Origin of the sequence: Streptomyces sp. NPDC058864, from assembly GCF_042742985.1 — a bacterium.
In the GTDB taxonomy this organism is placed as follows: Bacteria; Actinomycetota; Actinomycetes; order Streptomycetales; family Streptomycetaceae; genus Actinacidiphila.
Map to the genome: position 1 here is coordinate 108,675 of NZ_JBHYMQ010000002.1, position 19,938 is coordinate 128,612.

Consider the following 19,938-nt stretch of genomic DNA (forward strand, 5'->3'; position numbering starts at 1 on the left):
GGCCTCCCCGCGGGCGGCGCGAGCCGACGACGCGCGCCCCGGCCCCGGCATCAACCGCCCTGCCGCGAAGCCGGCCTGACGGTCGTTCCGCTCCCCCGTACGCACGAAGGCCCCCGCCGTGCGGCGGGGGCCTTCGTGTCCGCGTCCGGCTACTTCACCACGGTCAGCGGAAGCAGCTTCTTGCCCGTCGGGCCGATCTGGATGTGGGTGTCCAGCTGGGGACACACCCCGCAGTCGAAGCACGGCGTCCAGCGGCAGTCCTCGACCTCGGTCTCGTCGAGGGCGTCCTGCCAGTCCTCCCAGAGCCAGTCCTTGTCGAGGCCGGAGTCCAGGTGGTCCCAGGGCAGGACCTCCTCGTAGGTGCGCTCGCGCGTGGTGTACCAGTCGAGGTCGACGCCCTGCTCCGGGAGCGCCTTCTCGCACATGCGGAGCCAGCGGTCGTAGGAGAAGTGCTCGCGCCAGCCGTCGAAGCGGCCGCCGTCCTCGTAGACGGCGCGGATGACGGCGCCCACGCGGCGGTCGCCGCGGGAGAGCAGGCCCTCGATGATGCCGGGCTTGCCGTCGTGGTAGCGGAAGCCGATGTTGCGGCCGTACTTCCGGTCGCCGCGGATGGCGTCGCGCAGCTTCTCCAGCCGGGCGTCGGTCTCCTCGACGCCGAGCTGCGGGGCCCACTGGAACGGGGTGTGCGGCTTGGGCACGAAGCCGCCGATCGACACCGTGGCGCGGATGTCGTTCTGGCCGGTGACCTCGCGCCCCTTCTGGATGACGTTCTTCGCCATGTCGGCGATCTGCAGGACGTCCTCGTCGGTCTCGGTGGGCAGACCGCACATGAAGTACAGCTTCACCTGGCGCCAGCCGTTGCCGTAGGCGGTGGCGACGGTGCGGATCAGGTCCTCCTCCGAGACCATCTTGTTGATGACCTTGCGGATGCGCTCGGAGCCGCCCTCGGGGGCGAAGGTCAGGCCCGACCGGCGGCCGTTGCGGGTCAGCTCGTTGGCCAGGTCGATGTTGAAGGCGTCGACTCGGGTGGAGGGCAGGGACAGGCCGATCTTGTCCTCCGTGTACCGGTCGGCGAGGCCCTTGGCGACGTCGGCGATCTCGGAGTGGTCGGCGGAGGACAGCGACAGCAGGCCGACCTCCTCGAACCCGGTGGCCTTCAGGCCCTTGTCGACCATCTCGCCGATGCCGGTGATGCTGCGCTCGCGCACCGGGCGGGTGATCATGCCGGCCTGGCAGAAGCGGCAGCCGCGGGTGCAGCCGCGGAAGATCTCCACGGACATGCGCTCGTGGACCGTCTCGGCGAGCGGGACCAGCGGCTGCTTGGGGTACGGCCACTCGTCCAGGTCCATGACGGTGTGCTTGGACACCCGCCACGGCACGCCGGAGCGGTTGGGGACGACGCGGGCGATGCGGCCGTCGGCCAGGTACTCCACGTCGTAGAACTTCGGCACGTACACCCCGCCGGTGCGGGCCAGCCGGAACAGCAGCTCGTCGCGGCCGCCGGGGCGCCCCTCGGCCTTCCAGGCGCGGATCACGTCGGTGATCTCCAGGACGGCCTGCTCGCCGTCGCCGATCACGGCGGCGTCGAGGAAGTCCGCGATGGGCTCCGGGTTGAAGGCCGCGTGGCCGCCGGCGAGCACGATCGGGTCGTCCTCGGTGCGGTCCCGGGCCGCCAGCGGGATGCCCGCGAGGTCCAGGGCCGTGAGCATGTTGGTGTAGCCGAGCTCCGTGGAGAAGCTCAGCCCGAAGACGTCGAAGGCCTTGACCGGGCGGTGCGCGTCCACGGTGAACTGCGGTACGCCGTGCTCGCGCATCAGCGCCTCGAGGTCCGGCCACACGCTGTACGTGCGCTCCGCGAGGACCCCCTCGCGCTCGTTGAGCACCTCGTAGAGGATCATGACGCCCTGGTTGGGCAGCCCGACCTCGTAGGCGTCCGGGTACATCAGGGACCAACGGACGTCGCACTCGTCCCAGGGCTTGACGGTGGAGTTCAGTTCCCCGCCGACGTACTGGATCGGCTTCTGCACATGCGGCAGCAGGGCCTCGAGCTGGGGGAAGACCGACTCGACAGGCATCAGAGGTGTCTTTCGTGAGCTGGCAAGGGTGACCATTCAGCGTAACGCGTCACAGGGGGCTTCCCCGCCGCGCTCCGTGTGGCACCGGGCGCCCCGGGACCCTCGTCCCGGGGCGGTTCGGCCGGCTCAGCCGGCCAGCTTGCCGCGGTCGGCCCTGGGCCAGTCCTCCGGGAGCTGCCGCTCGGCGGCGGCGGCGCGGTCGCGTTCCAGCTGGTAGAGCACGCCGTACGCGAAGGTGTCCTCGCCGGCCTCGCGGGCGTCCGAGGCGAGGCGGAGGACGGCGTCGCGGCAGATGACGCTGTCCTGGTGCTCGCCGAGGAGCTGCTGGACGTCCTTCATGCGCTTGGTGTGCTTCTTGGCGGGCTTGCGCAGCGCCGGGACGGCCTGGGCCGCCTCACTGCTGTAGCGGGCGCGCTTGGCGGCCTTGCGGGCGTCGTGGAGGACGAGGTCGCGCTCGTGGCCGGGTTCCATCCCCAGGGCCGATTCGACGCGGGTGCGCAGCCGCCGGTGGTCGCGGCGCACGGCCTCGGGGACTGCGTCGGCCGCGGGTGCCGCGGCCGCGTCGAGCAGGGGCGGGTCCGCCAGCAGTGACTCCAGGGTGTCCAGGAGCCGGAAGTAGCGCCCGCCCCCGAGTTCGCGCAGGAGTTCCTTGCGGGCGCCTTCGTGGACGGGGGCATCGCCGCCGATGCGCGCGGTGAGGACCTCCGTGACGAGTTCCCCGGGCAGTTCGGCCTCGCGGTCGCGGAGGCGGTCGGCGAGGACCTCGCGGTCACGTTCCAGGCCCAGCACCCCGGCGAGCCACTTCAGCTCGTCTCCGATGGGATCGGTCGCCTCGCGGTCGAGTTCGCGGCGGAAGGACTTGAAGGCGCTGCGCAGCCGCCGGGTGGAGACCCGCATCTGGTGGACGGAGTCCGGCTCGTCGCGGCGGACCTCCGGGTCCCAGGAGGTGATCGCGGCCACCTGCTCGTGCACGTAGGCCAGGGCGACGTCCCCGGCGGTGCGGTGCGAGGACGGCGGCTGCGGTGGCCGGGGCGCCGAGGCCAGCCGCTCTCCGAGGGCGCGGGCGAGCTTCGAGGGGGACTTCGAGCGCCGCAGTCCGGCCGCGCGCAGCCGCTTCTCGACGGCGTCGAGGAGGGCGGTGTCGCCGTCCAGGAGTTCGGTCTCGACCTCGGTCCAGGTGCTCTCCGCCCCGTCGCCGTGGTCGAGGACGGTGGCGCGGACGTGGTCGTGGGCGATCTCCACCAGGGGGGCGCCCTGGGAGTCGACGAGGTGCACCCGCTTGCGGGTGTTGCGCAGCCGCACGACCGGGACGAGCTCCCGGTCGCGGACGATCGCGGCGACCTCGGCGAGCAGGGACTTGGGGACCCTGGGGCCACCCTTGCGGCCCTGCTTGCCGAGGGGTGCGTGCACCTCCGTGCGGGTGTCGGCCTGCGAGCTCGGCAGTTTCAGGTGCCAGCCCGCGTCGTCGCCGCCGGTGCGGCGGCGCAGCGTGATCCGGTGGGTGGCCAGCCGCAGGTCGGAGGTGTCGACGTAGACGGCGTCCAGTTCGGCCGGTTCCAGGACGCGCACCGCCGCGACCCCGGGCAGACCTTCGAGATCGGGCTCACCGGTCTGCTCGGCGGCCTCGTACTTGCGCTCGGTCTCCGCGACACGCTTCCCCATGTCAGGAACCTAATCGCGGGTTCGCCCCACCGCAATGGTGCGTTCACCCGGTGGGCGCGATCAGGCCGACATGGGCCGCTTCATGTGGATGGCCTGCAGCAGCCCGATCGCGATCCAGACCGCGAACATCGACGATCCGCCGTACGAGACGAACGGCAGCGGCAGACCCGCCACGGGCATGATGCCGAGGGTCATGCCGATGTTCTCGAAGGACTGGAAGGCGAACCAGGCGACGATGCCGGCCGCGATGATCGTGCCGTACAGGTCGGTGGCGTTGCGGGCGATGCGGCAGCCGCGCCACATGATCACGCCCAGCAGCACGATGATCAGGGCGGCCCCCACAAAACCGAGCTCCTCCCCCGCCACGGTGAAGACGAAGTCCGTCTGCTGCTCGGGCACGAACTGCCCCGTGGTCTGGCTGCCCTCGAACAGGCCCTTGCCGAGCAGTCCGCCGGAGCCGATGGCGATGCGCGCCTGGTTGGTGTTGTAGCCGACGCCCGCGGGGTCGAGGGCGGGGTTGGCGAAGGCGGCGAAGCGGTCGATCTGGTACTGGTCCAGGACGCCGAGCTGCCAGACCGCGATCGCGCCGCCCGCGCCGGCCGCGATCAGGCCGAGGACCCAGCGGTTGGAGGCGCCGGAGGCCAGCAGCACGCCGAGCACGATGACCGCCATCACCATGACCGACCCGAGGTCGGGCATCAGCATGACGATCGCCATCGGCAGTATGGCGAAGCCCAGCGACTGGGCGACCGTCCGGTGGTCGGGGAAGAGCCGGTCGCCGGCGTCGACCCGCGCGGACAGCATCATCGCCATGCCCAGGATGATGGTGATCTTGGTGAACTCGGAGGGCTGCAGCGAGAAGCCGCCGCCCAGCACGATCCACGCGTGGGCGCCGTTGACCGTGGAGCCCAGCGGGGTGAGCACCGCGGTCACCAGCAGCACCGAGATGGCGTAGAGCACCGGCACCGCGCCCCGCAGCCGGCGGTGGCCCAGGGCCACCGTGCCGGCGGCGAGGGCGAAGCCGATGGCGGTGTTGAGCATGTGCCGCAGCAGGAAGTAGTACGGGTCCCCGTGGGTGAGCTCCGTGCGGTTGCGCGTCGCGGAGAACACCAGCGCCGTGCCGATCAGGGACAGCGCGAGGGCGGCACCGAGCAGCAGCCAGTCCATCCGGCGCACTATCGAGTCCCGGGCCAGGAGCTTGCCGAGGGTGCCGCGCTCCGGGGTGAAGCGCCGCACCGCGTAGCCCTGTGCGCTCATGACCGGTACCTCCTGCCCGACAGGAGCTTCTCGGTGCGGTCCGGGGGCAGCGCGGCGGTCGCCAGCACGGTGCCCTGCGGCGCGGCGGGCACCTGCGGAACGTCGGCCCAGGAGGCCTTGGTGATCCGGATGGCGCCGTCGGAGTCGATCTTCGGCAGCTTGCTCAGCGGGTGCGGGAGCAGCGCCTTCTTGTTGTCGATCGCCCCGTCCTTCTGGACGCCGTACATGGCCTCGTAGATCTTGCGGACGGCCGGACCGGAACCGCCGGATCCGGTACCGCCCTGGGAGATGGTCATGACGACCGCGTAGTCCTTGCTGTACGTCGTGAACCACGAGGTGGTCTGCTTGCCGGCGACCTCCGCGGTACCCGTCTTGGCGTGCAGCGGGATCTTGTCCTGCGGCCAGCCGCCGAACCGCCAGGCGGCCGTACCGTGGGTGACGACGCCCTCCAGGGCCTCGTTGATGTACTTCAGCGTCTTCTTGGTGGCCGGGGCCTTGCCGTTCACCTTCGGCTTGATCCGGGTGACCTTCTTGCCGTCGGCGCTGATGATCGCCTTGCCGATGGTGGGCTGGTAGAGCGTGCCGCCGTTGGAGATGGCCGAGTAGATGTTGGCCATCTGGATCGGGGTGACGAGGGTGTCGCCCTGGCCGATGGCGTAGTTGACCGAGTCACCGGCGCGCATCACGTAGCCGTCGACGCAGTTCTCGCGCGCGATCTGGCTGGCGTAGTCCTGCTTGTCGCTCTTGGCGACCTTGCACCAGTAGTCCTTGTTGGCCTCGAAGTAGTCCCGCTTCCACTGCCGGTCCGGGATCCGGCCGGGCACCTCGGAGGGCAGGTCGATGCCGGTCACCGAGCCGAGGCCGTACTCCTTGGCGGTCTTGTAGAACCAGTCCTTGGGGTGCTTCTTGGGCTTGGTGCCGCCGTCCTTCAGCCACTGGTCGTACGACAGGCCGTAGAACACGGTGTCGCAGGAGATCTCCAGGGCGTGGGCGAGCGTGATGGAACCGGCGCTCTCGCCCTCGAAGTTGTTGAAGACCCGGCCGCCGATGGTCATCGACGACGGGCAGGGGTAGCGCCCGTTGATGTCGTAGCCGGCCTTCACCGCGGCCGAGGTGGAGATCGCCTTGAAGGTCGAACCGGGGGCCGACTGACCCTGTATGGCCCGGTTGAGCAGCGGGAAGTTGGACTTCTTGCCCGTCAGCTTGGCGTAGTCCTTGGCGGAGATGCCGCCGACCCAGACGTTCGGGTCGTACGTGGGGGCGCTGGCCATCGCGATGACCTGGCCGGTGTGCACGTCCATGACGACGACCGCGCCGGAATCCGCCTTGTAGAGGCTGCCGGTGACCTTGTCGAAGGTCTGCCGGGCGACCTTCATCGCCTCGTTGAGCTCCTTCTCGGCGACCGCCTGGACGCGGGCGTCGATGCTGGTGACCAGGTGGCTGCCCGGCTCCGCGGCGGTCTCGCCCGCCTTGCCGATGACCCGGCCGAGGTTGTCCACCTCGTAGCGGGTGACACCGGCCTTGCCGCGCAGTTCGCTGTCGTAGGTGCGCTCCAGGCCGGAACGGCCGATCTGGTCCGAGCGCAGCAGCGACCGGCCCTCCTTCTCCGCCGCGGTCAGCTCGTCGTCCGTCACGGGCGAGAGGTAACCGAGGACCTGGGAGGTGTTGGACCCGAAGGGCGAGGTGTAGCGGCGCACCGCGGTGGGCTCCGCCGTGATGCCGGGGAAGTCCTCACGGCGCTCCATGATCTGCAGCGCCTGCTGGGTGGTGGCCTCGTCGGTGATGGGGATCGGCTGGTACGGCGAACCGTTCCAGCAGGGCTTGGGGGTCTGCGAGTCGCAGAGCCGGACCTTGCCCTGGACCTCTTCCGGCTTCATGTGCAGCACGGCGGCGAGCCGGGTCAGCACCGCCTTGCCGTCGTCCTTCTGCTTCAGCAGGTCGGTGCGGCTCGCGGAGACCACCAGCCGGGTCTCGTTGTCGGCGAGCGCCACTCCCTTGTCGTCCAGGATCGACCCGCGGACGGCGGGCGCGACGACCTCCTGCACGTTGTTGCTGTTGGCCTGCGCCGTGTACTCCTGGCCGTTGCGGATCTGCAGGAACCACAGCCGCCCGCCGAGGGTGAACAACAGGGACAGGACGAGGATCTGCAGGACCACCAGCCGGATCGTGACGCGCGGCGTCCGACCCGTCTCGGGGATGTTGCTCACGCCGCCACTCCCGCTTCTCCGCCCACTCGGCACGACAGCGCGCGCTTCGTCGTCGGCCGCGGCCCGGCGGCCTCGTGTGCGCCGCTCACAAGCGCCGTCCTCCCTTGGCGACGCTCCCCACCCGGCCCAGCAGGCCCGAGCGCTGGCCGCCGATGCGGGCACCGAAGCCGGGGCCGGAGGCGTCCTCCGCGAGCGTGTCGCCCTGGTACCTGCGGGCCAGCGCCATGATCCACGGCACGGTGAACGGCGCGAGCAGCAGGTCGTACAGGGCGGCGGTGAACAGCAGCTTGCCCAGGCCCACGTGCTGGGCCGCGGTGTCGCCGACGAGGGCGCCCACGGCCGCGTAGAGCACCGTGGAGCCGATGGCGGCGCCGACCACGACCAGCATCGGCCGGGTGGCCGAACGCAACTGGCCGCCGTCGGGCTTGACCAGGCCCGCGATGTAGCCGACGACGCACAGCACGAGGGCGTAGCGGCCCGCGGCGTGGTCGGCGGGCGGGGCGAGGTCGGCGAGCAGGCCGGCGCCGAAGCCGATGAGGCAGCCGGCGACGTGGCCGTACGTCAGTGCGAGGCCCAGGACGACGAGCAGCAGCAGGTCGGGAACGGCACCGGGCAGGTGGAGGCGGGCCAGGACGCACACCTGGAGGACCATTCCGGCGACCACGAGGCCGGTGGCGAGCAGAGCGCGCTTCATCGGACCTCCTCCTGTCCGTAGAGCGAGGACTGAGAGGGGCTCACGCTCGGCGTGGCCGTGACGGTGACCGTCGGGACCGGCTTCGGCCCGGCGGGCAGCACCGAGTCGCGGGGGTCCTTGCGGGGGCCCTGGACGACGACACCGACGATGTCGAGCTTGGTGAAGCCGACGAACGGGGTGACCTCGACCGTACGGGTGAGGCCGCCGCCCGCGCGGTCGACCTTGGCGACCGTGCCGACCGGCACGCCGGGGACGAAGGGCTTGTCCGCCTGCGAACCGAAGGTGACCAGGCGGGAACCCTGCTTCACATGGGCCTTGCCGTTGAGGAGCTGCACCCGCATCGGCCGGTTGCCCTGGCCGGTGGCGAAGCCGAGCTCGGAGGACTTCTCCAGTCGCGTGCCGACCGTGAAGTCCGGGTCGCAGGCGAGCAGGACGGTCGAGGTGGACGGGCCGACGGTGGTGACCCGGCCGACCAGGCCGTCCCCGTTGACCACCGTCATGTCGCGCTGGATGCCGTCGTTGGCACCGGAGTCGATGGTGACCGTCCAGGAGAAGCCCTGGGCGGCTCCTATCGCGATGACCTGCGCGCCCTTGACCCGGTACTGACCGGCTCCGGCGAGCTTGAGCAGCTTGTCGAGTTCGCGGGCCCGCTCGCGCGTGACGTCCTTGCTGCCGAGCTGCTGCTTCAGCTCGGCGTTCTCCCGCTCCAGTTCGCTGATCCGGCTGCTGCGGTCGCCGGAGTCGCGTACCGCGTCCACGGCATTGTCCACCGGGTCGACCGCGGCCGCGACCCCGTCCTCGACGGGGCCGAAGACGGCGGCCGCGGCGGACCGGGCGCCGTCCAGCGGTGAGTCCTCACCGCCGCGGATGTCGACGGTGATCAGCGCGAATGCGATCGCCACCAGCAGTACCAGCAGAAGCCGGCTCTCTCGTGTGTCCCTCACGGGGGCCAGTCCGTGCCTTCCTCGTCAGAGCGTGTGAGCCCGTGGGCCCGATGGGCCGTCCCGGGAAGTAGAACGATCCGGCGTACGGGCGGGACTTCACCCGTACGACGGACCGTGAGGACTCATCTGCGCGGCTGCGCGTCCAGGACCTGCTGCAGCGCCTCGAACTCCTCGACGCACTTGCCGGCGCCGAGGGCCACGCAGTCCAGCGGCGACTCGGCGATGTGGATCGGCATGCCGGTCTCGTGGCGCAGCCGCTCGTCCAGGCCGCGCAGCAGCGCGCCGCCGCCCGCCAGGACGATGCCGCGGTCCATGATGTCGCCGGACAGCTCGGGCGGGCACTTGTCGAGGGTCGTCTTGACCGCGTCGACGATGGCGTTGACCGGCTCCTCGATCGCCTTGCGCACCTCGGCGGCCGAGATGACCACCGTCTTGGGCAGGCCGGAGACCAGGTCGCGGCCGCGGATCTCGGTGTGCTCCTCCTTGTCGACCGCGAAGGCCGAACCGATGGTGAGCTTGATCGATTCCGAGGTGCGCTCGCCCAGCAGGAGGCTGTACTCCTTCTTGATGTGCTGGATGATCGCGTTGTCCAGCTCGTCACCGGCCACCCGGATGGACTGCGCGGTGACGATGCCGCCGAGCGAGATGACGGCGACCTCGGTGGTGCCGCCGCCGATGTCGACGACCATGTTGCCGGTCGCCTCGTGGACCGGGAGCCCGGCGCCGATCGCGGCGGCCATGGGCTCCTCGATGATGTGCACCTGGCGCGCGCCGGCCTGGGTCGCGGCCTCGATGACGGCACGGCGCTCGACCCCGGTGATGCCGGAGGGGACGCAGACCACGACGCGGGGGCGCGCCAGGTAGCGACGCTTGTGGATCTTGAGGATGAAGTAGCGCAGCATGCGTTCGGTGATCTCGAAGTCCGCGATCACCCCGTCCTTGAGAGGACGGACCGCGACGATGTTGCCGGGGGTCCGGCCGATCATCTTCTTCGCTTCGGAGCCGACCGCCAGGATGCCGCCCGTGTTGGTGTTGATGGCGACGACGGATGGCTCGTTGAGGACGATCCCGCGACCCCTGACGTACACCAGCGTGTTGGCGGTGCCGAGGTCGACAGCCATGTCACGGCCGATGAACGACATGTTGTTCGCCATGAGGATACGTCTGGCCTTCCCGAGCTGGAGCGATGTGGGGGTGAGCACGGCGGGTGCGCTGCTGTGCGCTGAGCCGGAGGAGCGGAGATTCCATCGTAGTCGCGCCCGACAGGGCACGGGGTCAGGGTTCCGCCGCCATTGTCATCAGAACACACAGCTGTCCTCAGCAATGGTGACGCCGTGTCGGCGGAATTGGTTCCCCCGAACCCCCGGCATATGCCTTCGGGCGACCGGGAAATTTCCGGCCACCCGTTGAGCTGATCGGGCGTCAGCGGCGGATTCGGGGCGAAACGCCGTGGAGGGTCAGGCCAGGCCGGGGAAGAAGATCTTGATCTCGCGCTCGGCGGATCCCTCGGAGTCCGAGGCGTGGATCAGGTTCTCCCGGACGATGGTGCCGAAGTCGCCGCGGATCGAACCGGGGGCGGCCGCGATCGGATCGGTCGGGCCGGCCAGCGCGCGCAGCCCCTCGATGACCCGCTCCCCCTCGACGACCAGCGCGACGGCCGGACCGGAGGCCATGAACTCCACCAGCGGCTCGTAGAAGGGCCGGCCGACGTGCTCGGCGTAGTGCTGCTCGAGGATCGCGCGGTCGAGCGTGCGCAGCTCCAGCGCGGTGATGCTCCAGCCCGCCTTGCGCTCGATGCGGCCGAGGATCTCGCCGACCAGGCCGCGACGTACGGCGTCCGGCTTGAGAAGGACGAGGGTGCGCTGGGACACGGTGTGACTCCTATGTGCGGGGTGCGGGTACGACGACATTACCGGGGATCTCCACGGCCCACGGCACCCCCTCGGCCCGCGCCGGGCGGGTGCGATCAGGCCGGCTGCGCGGCGCGCGCCGCCTTGGCCTCGTCGACCTTCCTGCCGAAGTGGACGGCCGCCCACCACAGGCCGGCGAAGACCGCACCGAGGAAGAACATCACCGGGACGACGAAGCCGCTCGCGATCAGGCCGGCCTGCAGCACCCAGCCGACGGCCAGGGCGCCGGGCCGCCCGAGCATGCCGCACAGCAGCACGCACAGGGCCATGGCGATGCCGCTGACCGTCCACACCGTGCCGGTCGTCAGCTCCGGCTGCTTCATCGCCACCAGACCGGCGAAGCCGATCACGAAGAACTCACCGATCAGGGTGCTCGCGCACAGGGTCCGCATCCGCTTGGTTCCGCTTCCCGCTCGTCACTTGCGGCCCAGCAGCAGCCGGGCCTCTCCCACGGTGATCACCGATCCGGTGATCAGCACCCCGGCGCCGGAGTACTCGCCCTGCTCCTCGGCGAGGGTCACGGCCGCCTCGATCGCGTCGTCCAGCCGGGGCTCGACCTGCACACGCTCGTCGCCGAAGACCTCGACCGCGAGCGCGGCCAGCTCGTCCACGTCCATCGCGCGATGGGTGGAGTTCTGGGTCACCACGACCTCGGCGAAGACCGGCTCGAAGGCCTCCAGCACGCCCCGTACGTCCTTGTCCCCGCTCGGCCCGACCACGCCCACCAGGTGGGTGAAGCCGAAGGCCTCGCCCACCGCGCCGGCCGCCGCCCGGGCCCCCGCCGGGTTGTGCGCCGCGTCCAGCACGACGGTGGGGCTGCGGCGCACGACCTCCAGCCGGCCCGGGGAGGTCACGTTGGCGAAGGCGGTGCGGACGGTGTCGACGTCGAGGGTGCGGGCGTGCAGGGTGCCGATGCCGAAGAAGGCCTCCACCGCGGCGAGCGCCACGGCCGCGTTGTGGGCCTGGTGCTCACCGTGCAGCGGCAGGAAGACCTGCTCGTACTCCCCGCCCAGGCCGCGCAGGGTCAGCATCTGCCCGCCGACGGCCACCTCGCGGTGCACGACGCCGAACTCCATGCCCTCCCGGGCGACCGTCGCGTCCACCTCGACGGCCCGCTTCAGCAGCACCTGGGCCGCCTCCACGGGCTGCTGGGCCAGCACGACGGTGGCGTCCTTCTTGACGATCCCGCTCTTCTCCACGGCGATCTCGCCCGCCGTCCCGCCCAGGCGGTCGGTGTGGTCCAGGTCGATCGGGGTCACGACGGCGACCGTGCCGTCCACCACGTTGGTCGCGTCCCAGCTGCCGCCCATGCCGACCTCGACGACGGCCACGTCCACCGGGGCGTCGGCGAAGGCGGCGTACGCCATGCCGGTCAGCACCTCGAAGAACGACATCCGGTACGGCTGGGAGGCGTCCACCATCTCCACGTACGGCTTGAGGTCGCGGTAGGTCTCAATGAACCTCTCCGCCGCGATCGGGCGGCCGTCGAGGCTGATCCGCTCGGTGACGGACTGCACGTGCGGGCTGGTGTAGCGGCCGGTGCGCAGGTCGAAGGCGAGCAGCAGCTGCTCGATCATGCGGGCCGTGCTGGTCTTGCCGTTGGTGCCGGTGATGTGGATCGAGGGATAGGCCCGCTGCGGCTCGCCCAGGACGTCCATCAGCGCGCTCATCCGGTCCAGGGACGGTTCCAGCTTCGTCTCCGGCCAGCGTCCGGTGAGCTCCGCCTCGACCTCGCGGAGGGCCTTGTCGACCTCCGGGTCGGCGGGGCGGGCGGGGACGCCGTCGTCCTGCGGCACCGGTCCCCCGGCCCGGAGGGTACGGCTGCCCGCCTCGATCACCGCCAGATCGGCCTCACGGCCGGAGTCGGTACCGGCTTCGTCCTCGTCGTCGCCGCCGAGGCCCATCGCGGCCAGCGGATCGGACAGGGGTTCGTCGTTCTCGGGGCGCGGATAGCTCACGAGCTCATTGTACGAAGCGGGCAGATCGACCCGGGGCGTGGGGGGGGGGGGGGGGGGGGGCCCCCCCCCCCCCCCCCCCCCCCCCCCGCCGCGCGCCTCGCGCGCGGGGGGTGGGGGGGGGGGGCCACCGCGCCCGCCCCCCGCGCGCCCTGCGCACCGTACTGGGTTTGGTGGTTCGGGGGCGCCGTATCCCACAGGTTCTTTTTTTACTAGGGGGGATTACCGCCGGGGGGGGGGGGCTGGGGTTCCCGCCCCCCCACCCCGACACGTCAGCCCTGCGGCAGCGAGGACAGCTGCGCGGTGATGCGGGCGATGTCCGCCTCGGCCGCCTCCAGGCGGGTGCGGATCTTGGCGACGACCGGTTCCGGCGCCTTCGCCAGGAACGCCTCGTTGCCCAGCTTCGCCGTGGCCTGCGCCTTCTCCTTCTCGGCCGCGGCCAGGTCCTTGGCGAGCCGCTTGCGCTCGGCCCCGACGTCGATCGCCCCGGACAGGTCCAGCGCGACCGTCACGCCCGCGACCGGGAGGGTGGCCGTCGCGGTGAACGCCTCGCCCTCCGGCTGCAGACGCAGCAGCTGGCGGACCGCCGCCTCGTGGGCCTCCAGGCCGGTGGAGCCGAGGTCGAGCCGGGCCGGGACCTTCTGGCCCGGCTGCAGGCCCTGGTCGGCGCGGAACCGCCGGACCTCGGTGACCAGCGACTGGACCGCCGCGATCTCCTTCTCGGCGGCCGCGTCGCGGAACCCCGAGTCGGCCGGCCAGTCGGCGATCACGATCGACTCGCGCCCGGTGAGCGTGGTCCACAGCGTCTCGGTGACGAAGGGGACCACCGGGTGCAGCAGCCGCAGCAGCTTGTCCAGGACCTCGCCCAGCACACGGCGCGAGACCTCGGCCGGACGGCCACCCGCCATGAAGGTCGTCTTGGAGAGCTCGACGTACCAGTCGAAGACCTCGTCCCACGCGAAGTGGAAGAGGACGTCGCTGAGCTTGGCGAACTGGTAGTCGTCGTAGAGCGCGTCCGCCTCGGCGACCGTGGCGTTCAGCCGGGACAGGATCCACCGGTCGATCGCCGACAGCTCCTCGGCCGCGGGCAGGTCGCCCTCGACCGTGGCGCCGTTCATCAGCGCGAAGCGCGTGGCGTTCCAGATCTTGTTGGTGAAGTTCCGGGAGCCCTGGACCCAGTCCTCGCCGATCGGCACGTCGGTGCCGGGGTTGGCGCCGCGCGCGAGCGTGAAGCGCAGCGCGTCGGAGCCGTAGGTGTCCATCCAGTCCAGCGGGTTGACCGCGTTGCCGAAGGACTTCGACATCTTCTTGCCGAACTGGTCGCGGACCATGCCGTGCAGCGCGATGGTGTGGAACGGCGGGGTGCCGTCCATCGCATAGAGGCCGAACATCATCATCCGGGCGACCCAGAAGAAGAGGATGTCGTACCCGGTGACCAGGACGGAGTTCGGATAGAACTTCGCGAGGCTCTCGGTCTCCTCCGGCCAGCCGAGCGTGGAGAACGGCCACAGACCCGAGGAGAACCAGGTGTCGAGGACGTCGGTCTCCTGGGTCCAGCCCTCGCCGCCCGGGGGCTCCTCGTCGGGGCCGACGCAGACGATCTCGCCGTCCGGCCCGTACCAGACCGGGATGCGGTGGCCCCACCACAGCTGGCGCGAGATGCACCAGTCGTGGAGGTTGTCGACCCAGTCGAAGTAGCGCTTCTCCATCTCCTGGGGGTGGATCTTGACCTTGCCGTCGCGGACGGCGTCACCGGCCGCCTTCGCCAGCGGGCCGACCTTGACCCACCACTGCATGGACAGCCGCGGCTCGATGGTGGTCTTGCAGCGCGAGCAGTGGCCGACGGAGTGGACGTACGGGCGCTTCTCGGCGACGATCCGGCCTTCGGCGCGCAGCGCGGCGACGATGGCGGAGCGGGCCTCCAGACGGTCCAGCCCCTGGAAGGGACCGTGCGCGGTGATGACCGCGCGCTCGTCCATGACGGCGAGGTTCGGCAGACCGTGGCGCTGGCCGATCTCGAAGTCGTTCGGGTCGTGCGCGGGCGTGACCTTGACGGCGCCCGTGCCGAACTGCGGGTCGACGTGCTCGTCGGCGACGACCGGGATGCGGCGGCCGGTGAGCGGCAGCTCGATCTCGCGGCCGACGAGGTGCCGGTAGCGCTCGTCTTCCGGGTGGACGGCGACGGCGGTGTCGCCGAGCATCGTCTCGGCGCGGGTCGTCGCGACGACGATGGAGTCCTCGCCCTCGCCGTAGCGGATGGAGACCAGCTCGCCGTCGTCGTCCTGGTACTCGACCTCGATGTCCGAGATGGCCGTCAGACAGCGCGGGCACCAGTTGATGATGCGCTCGGCGCGGTAGATGAGCTCGTCGTCGTAGAGCTTCTTGAAGATGGTCTGGACGGCCTTGGACAGGCCCTCGTCCATGGTGAAGCGCTCGCGCGACCAGGCGACGCCGTCTCCGAGGCGCCGCATCTGCCCGGAGATCTGCCCGCCGGACTCCGCCTTCCACTGCCAGACGCGCTCGATGAACGCCTCGCGGCCGAGGTCGTGGCGGGACTTGCCCTCCTTGGCGAGCTCGCGCTCGACCACGTTCTGCGTGGCGATGCCCGCGTGGTCCATGCCGGGCTGCCACAGCGTCTCGTACCCCTGCATCCGCTTGCGGCGCGTGAGGGCGTCGATCAGCGTGTGCTCGAAGGCGTGGCCCAGGTGGAGGCTGCCGGTGACGTTCGGCGGCGGGATGACGATGGTGTACGGCGGCTTGTCGCTCTTGGCGTCGGCCTCGAAGTAACCGCGCTCTACCCAGCGCTCGTACAGGGGCCCCTCTACCTCGGCCGGCGCGTACTGGGTCGGCAGTTCGGGGGTCGCGCTGTTCGGTCCGCTCGTGGCGGCCTGCTGAGTGTTGTCGGTCACGGCGCTCAGTTTACGGGCGGGGCGGGCCCCGTTACGAATCCGCCGGCGCCCGGGCACGGGGCGGTGGGAACGGGGGCGGCGGAAGCGTGCCCGCCGCGGGGCCCGGCCGGGGCCTCCGCCGCCGCCCGGATCGGGGCGGCCCCCGCGGAGCCGGCCCGCGGGACACAGCGGGGCGACCGGCCGGCCGGGCGGGCTGGCGGGCGGGGCACCCAGCCGGTCCCCCGGGTGCGGAGGCGGATCGCCAACGGCCGGTGGCCGGAGCGGCCCTGACGGCAGCTCGGCGGATGGGACGGGAGAGTGCCACCCGGCCGCATCGCGGCCATGGTGATCAACCGGGCATCTGCACCGTCTTGTTACCAAGTCCTGACGACCCCGATGTAAAGACGGCTTAAACAGTCCGCAAGGATGATTGCGAGGAGACAGCAGTTCAACGAGGGGACTCACCGATGAGCTTCAACCAGCCGCCGCCACAGCCGGGTTACGGGGGTCAGCCCGGCTACGGGGGCCAGCCCGGCCAGCCCCAGCAGCCGCCGGTCCCGCCCGGCCCGCCCCAGCAGCCCGCACCGGGGTACGGCTACCCGCAGCAGCCCACGGCCCCGCAGCCGCCCGCCGGCTACGGCCACCCCCAGCAGCCGGGTCCCTACGGGCAGCCGGGTCCGTACGGGCAGCCGGCCGGTGCCTGGGGCACCCCGCCACCGCCGCCGTCGTCGGGCGGCAAGGGCAAGGTCATCGGCATCGTGGTCGGCCTCGTGGTCGCCGCCGCGGTCATCGGCGGCGGCATCCTCTTCCTCATGAGCAGCAGCAGCGGCGGTGGCTACAAGCTGACGACACCGGCGACGGTGGTGGACGGCAAGTACAGCAAGTCCAGCCAGAAGCTCGCGGAGTCCGAGTCCGGCAGCGACAAGTACATCTCGAACGGCACCTCGATCTCCGCCGCCTACACGAGCGCGAACGAGCAGATCGGGTTCGGCGGTGCCTACGGCGGGATCGACGACCCCGGCGCCGCGGTCGACAAGATGATCTCGGCGGCCCTGGCGGGGAGCACGGCCACCGAGCAGCACCCGGCCGGCTTCGACGGCGAGGTGATGAAGTGCGGGGAGAAGGACTACGGCGTCTTCAAGTCCCCCTTCTGCGTGTGGGGTGACGACAGCACCGTCGCGCTGCTGATCTGGTCCCCCTCCACGGAGGCGGCCGGCTCCGGCAGCATCCCCGACGCCCCGTCCGTCTCCGACTTCGCTGAGACCACGGCGAAGTTCCGGAACGACGTCCGCGTCAAGAAGTAGCCGTCCCACCACACGTGAGGGGGCGCCCGGCGGATGCCGGGCGCCCCCTCACGTGTGCGGGTGGGTGCGCGCTACGCGCTCTTCTGCTCGCCCTTGCCGATGATGCGGGGCTCGCGCGGGACCAGGGTCGGGTTCACGTTGGAGTGGACGACGTCCTCGGTGATGACGACGCGGGCGACGTCCTTGCGCGAGGGCACCTCGTACATCACCGACATCAGCACCTCCTCCATGATGGCGCGCAGGCCCCGGGCGCCGGTCTGGCGGAGGATGGCCTGGTCGGCGATGGCCTCCAGGGCGCCGCGTTCGAACTCGAGCTCGACGCCGTCGAGCTCGAAGAGCCGCTGGTACTGCTTGACCAGGGCGTTGCGCGGCTCGACCAGGATCTGCAGCAGCGCCTCACGGTCGAGGTTGTGCACGCTGGTGATGACCGGGAGCCGGCCGATGAACTCGGGGATCATGCCGAACTTCACCAGGTCCTCCGGCATGACCTCGGAGAACTGGTCCGCGGAGTCCATCTCGCGCTTGGAGCGGATGGTCGCGCCGAAGCCGATGCCCTTGGCACCGGCCCGGGACTCGATGATCTTCTCCAGACCGGCGAAGGCACCGCCGACGATGAAGAGCACGTTGGTGGTGTCGATCTGGATGAACTCCTGGTGCGGGTGCTTGCGCCCGCCCTGCGGCGGCACCGAGGCCGTGGTGCCCTCCAGGATCTTCAGCAGGGCCTGCTGCACGCCCTCGCCGGAGACGTCCCGGGTGATCGACGGGTTCTCGCTCTTGCGGGCGACCTTGTCGATCTCGTCGATGTAGATGATCCCCGTCTCGGCCTTCTTGACGTCGTAGTCGGCCGCCTGGATCAGCTTGAGCAGGATGTTCTCGACGTCCTCGCCGACGTACCCGGCCTCGGTCAGCGCCGTGGCGTCCGCGATGGCGAACGGCACGTTCAGCATGCGGGCCAGCGTCTGGGCGAGCAGGGTCTTGCCGGAGCCCGTGGGGCCGAGCAGCAGGATGTTGGACTTGGCGAGCTCGATGCCGTCGTCGTGGCCGCGGCCGCCGCCGTTCTCACCCGCCTGCACCCGCTTGTAGTGGTTGTACACCGCGACCGAGAGCGCCTTCTTCGCCGGCTCCTGGCCGACGACGTAGCTCTCGAGGAACTCGTAGATCTCGCGCGGCTTCGGCAGGTCCTCCCACCGCACCTCGGAGGACTCGGCGAGCTCCTCCTCGATGATCTCGTTGCAGAGGTCGATGCACTCGTCGCAGATGTACACACCGGGTCCTGCGATGAGCTTCTTCACCTGCTTCTGGCTCTTTCCGCAGAACGAGCACTTGAGCAGATCGCCGCCGTCACCGATGCGTGCCACGAGGTGCTTCCCCTTCGCCTGGGTCCCGTCAGTTCGACGAGTCCTGGTGCTTGCCTATCGACGGTACCTTGCCGCGCCCCCAGTGCGGGCCCCCCTTGGAGCTACTGGGCCGTGACCTGCACAACCCGGTCGCCCCAAGAGGGGACTTCTTGTCGCAGAATGCCCTGCCGGGCGTCAGACCGCGACCGACGACCCCTTGCGGGTCGAGACGATCTGGTCGACCAGACCGTAGGAGAGGGCCTCCTCGGCCGTGAGGATCTTGTCGCGCTCGATGTCGTCGCGGATCTTCTCGATCGGGGTGCTGGAGTGCTTGGCCAGCATCTCCTCCAGCTGGGCCCGCATCCGCAGGATCTCGTTGGCGGCGATCTCCAGGTCCGAGACCTGGCCGCGGCCGGTCTCGCTGTACGGCTGGTGGATCAGGATGCGGGCGTTCGGCAGCGCCATCCGCTTGCCGGGGGTGCCGGCGGCGAGCAGCACGGCCGCGGCGGAGGCCGCCTGGCCCATGCAGACCGTCTGGATGTCGGGCTTCACGAACTGCATCGTGTCGTAGATGGCCGTCAGCGCCGTGAAGGAGCCGCCGGGGCTGTTGATGTAGACCGAGATGTCGCGGTCCGGATCCATCGACTCCAGGCACAGCAGCTGTGCCATGACGTCGTTGGCGGAGGCGTCGTCGATCTGCACCCCGAGGAAGATCACGCGCTCCTCGAAGAGCTTCGCGTACGGGTCGTACTCGCGGACGCCCTGGGAGGTGCGCTCCACGAAGCGCGGGACGACGTAGCGGGCCTCGGCGGCGTTCACGCGGTCGTACAGGCCGCTGCCGGGGAAGTTCTGGGTGGTCACGTTCACCGTCCTGGAGATGAGCAGTGGGCTGGGGTCGGTCCTGCGGGGCTGTACGGGCTCGCGGCCCGGTCAGGCCCCGGTGCCGCCGCCGCCCGGCACGTTCACGGCGTGCGTGATGACGTCGTCGATCAGGCCGTACTCCTTGGCCGCATCGGCGGAGAACCAGCGGTCGCGGTCGGAGTCGCGGGTGATGGCCTCGACGCTCTGGCCGGAGTGCTCCGCGATCAGCTCGGCCATCCGCTTCTTCGTGCGGAGGAGCTGCTCGGCGTGGATCTTGATGTCCGAGGCCGAGCCCGCCAGACCGGCGGACGGCTGGTGCATCAGGATGTCGGTGTTCGGCAGCGCGAAGCGCTTGCCGGGAGTACCGGCGGTCAGCAGGAACTGGCCCATGGAGGCCGCCAGGCCCATGGCGATGGTGACGACGTCGTTCTTGATGAACTGCATGGTGTCGTAGATCGCCATGCCGGCCGTCACGGAGCCGCCGGGGCTGTTGATGTAGAGGTAGATGTCCTTGTCCGGCTCGGCGGCAAGGAGGAGCAGCTGCGCGGTGATCTTGTTGGCGATGTCGTCGTCCACCGGCTGGCCGAGGAAGATGATCCGCTCGCCGAGCAGCCGGTTGTAGACCTGGTCGCCGAGGCCACCGATGGTCGGCTCGCCGGCGGCGGAAGGCATCGGAGTCGTCACGTATCCACCTGCTCGTTGTCGGACGGCGCGGACGCCGTCACAGGGTCTTCTCGTAGGGCACGGGCCCTCGTACTTACGGACCCTAACGCGCAGGTGGGGCCCGGCAATCCCCCACGCGGAACTGTTCGCTGTGAGCGCAGGGAGGGGGTAAGCGGAGAGC

The 19,938-nt window shown here is 70.6% G+C and carries 15 protein-coding genes; 1 reads left to right on the plus strand and 14 read right to left on the minus strand.

Translation table 11 applies throughout. The annotated features are described in order from the left end of the window. Positions 1-149 precede the first annotated feature (149 nt). The 11 genes from ACFW3D_RS02150 to ACFW3D_RS02200 all read right to left on the minus strand — a co-directional run bounded on the left by ACFW3D_RS02150 (position 150) and on the right by ACFW3D_RS02200 (position 15,613). The gene (locus ACFW3D_RS02150) at positions 150-2,075 is read right to left on the minus strand and encodes a TIGR03960 family B12-binding radical SAM protein (protein WP_500500338.1); all 1,926 of its coding nucleotides are present in this window, start codon (positions 2,073-2,075) and stop codon (positions 150-152) included. 126 nt (positions 2,076-2,201) lie between these two features. Beyond that, a complete protein-coding gene (locus ACFW3D_RS02155) occupies positions 2,202-3,737 on the minus strand; it encodes a CYTH and CHAD domain-containing protein (RefSeq protein ID WP_500500339.1) in 1,536 nt (511 codons plus the stop codon). A gap of 60 nt (positions 3,738-3,797) precedes the next feature. Then, positions 3,798-4,994 carry a rod shape-determining protein RodA gene (gene rodA, locus ACFW3D_RS02160; RefSeq protein WP_500500341.1) on the minus strand — a complete coding sequence of 399 codons (1,197 nt, stop codon included), beginning with the start codon at positions 4,992-4,994 and terminating at the stop codon, positions 3,798-3,800. Beyond that, positions 4,991-7,201, minus strand: a complete 2,211-nt coding sequence (gene mrdA / locus ACFW3D_RS02165) for a penicillin-binding protein 2 (protein ID WP_500500343.1) — start codon at positions 7,199-7,201, stop codon at positions 4,991-4,993. The genes rodA and mrdA overlap by 4 nt, the downstream gene beginning before the upstream one ends. Before the next feature lie 85 nt (positions 7,202-7,286). After that, positions 7,287-7,895: a rod shape-determining protein MreD gene (gene mreD, locus ACFW3D_RS02170; protein WP_500500345.1), complete on the minus strand. Its 609-nt coding sequence runs from the start codon at positions 7,893-7,895 to the stop codon at positions 7,287-7,289. Then, positions 7,892-8,839 carry a rod shape-determining protein MreC gene (mreC, locus tag ACFW3D_RS02175; RefSeq protein WP_500500347.1) on the minus strand — a complete coding sequence of 316 codons (948 nt, stop codon included), beginning with the start codon at positions 8,837-8,839 and terminating at the stop codon, positions 7,892-7,894. Before mreC ends, mreD begins: the two co-directional genes overlap by 4 nt. A gap of 122 nt (positions 8,840-8,961) precedes the next feature. Continuing rightward, positions 8,962-9,981: a rod shape-determining protein gene (locus ACFW3D_RS02180; RefSeq protein ID WP_500500711.1), complete on the minus strand. Its 1,020-nt coding sequence runs from the start codon at positions 9,979-9,981 to the stop codon at positions 8,962-8,964. A gap of 315 nt (positions 9,982-10,296) precedes the next feature. Then, entirely contained in the window at positions 10,297-10,710 is a 414-nt protein-coding gene (ndk, locus tag ACFW3D_RS02185) for a nucleoside-diphosphate kinase (protein WP_500500348.1), read from the minus strand. A 95-nt stretch (positions 10,711-10,805) separates the two neighbouring features. Further along, complete coding sequence (locus ACFW3D_RS02190; protein ID WP_500500350.1) at positions 10,806-11,141, minus strand: DUF4233 domain-containing protein; 336 nt, start codon at positions 11,139-11,141, stop codon at positions 10,806-10,808. Positions 11,142-11,165: 24 nt separating this feature from the next. Beyond that, positions 11,166-12,653, minus strand: coding sequence for a bifunctional tetrahydrofolate synthase/dihydrofolate synthase (gene folC / locus ACFW3D_RS02195; protein ID WP_500500713.1), 1,488 nt, complete (start codon positions 12,651-12,653; stop codon positions 11,166-11,168). Between the two features lie 323 nt (positions 12,654-12,976). Then, a complete protein-coding gene (locus tag ACFW3D_RS02200; RefSeq protein ID WP_500500352.1) occupies positions 12,977-15,613 on the minus strand; it encodes a valine--tRNA ligase in 2,637 nt (878 codons plus the stop codon). A gap of 446 nt (positions 15,614-16,059) precedes the next feature. Between ACFW3D_RS02200 and ACFW3D_RS02205 the strand changes: the two genes are divergently transcribed. Further along, entirely contained in the window at positions 16,060-16,896 is an 837-nt protein-coding gene (locus ACFW3D_RS02205) for a hypothetical protein (RefSeq protein WP_500500354.1), read from the plus strand. Positions 16,897-16,967: 71 nt separating this feature from the next. Here ACFW3D_RS02205 and clpX read toward each other — a convergent pair whose 3' ends face one another. The 3 genes from clpX to ACFW3D_RS02220 all read right to left on the minus strand — a co-directional run bounded on the left by clpX (position 16,968) and on the right by ACFW3D_RS02220 (position 19,766). Further along, complete coding sequence (gene clpX, locus ACFW3D_RS02210; RefSeq protein WP_361811079.1) at positions 16,968-18,254, minus strand: ATP-dependent Clp protease ATP-binding subunit ClpX; 1,287 nt, start codon at positions 18,252-18,254, stop codon at positions 16,968-16,970. A 174-nt stretch (positions 18,255-18,428) separates the two neighbouring features. Continuing rightward, positions 18,429-19,094, minus strand: coding sequence for an ATP-dependent Clp protease proteolytic subunit (locus tag ACFW3D_RS02215; protein ID WP_500500357.1), 666 nt, complete (start codon positions 19,092-19,094; stop codon positions 18,429-18,431). A gap of 69 nt (positions 19,095-19,163) precedes the next feature. Then, on the minus strand, positions 19,164-19,766 hold the full coding sequence (locus tag ACFW3D_RS02220) for an ATP-dependent Clp protease proteolytic subunit (protein ID WP_018556566.1): 603 nt from the start codon (positions 19,764-19,766) through the stop codon (positions 19,164-19,166). Positions 19,767-19,938: the final 172 nt, after the last annotated feature.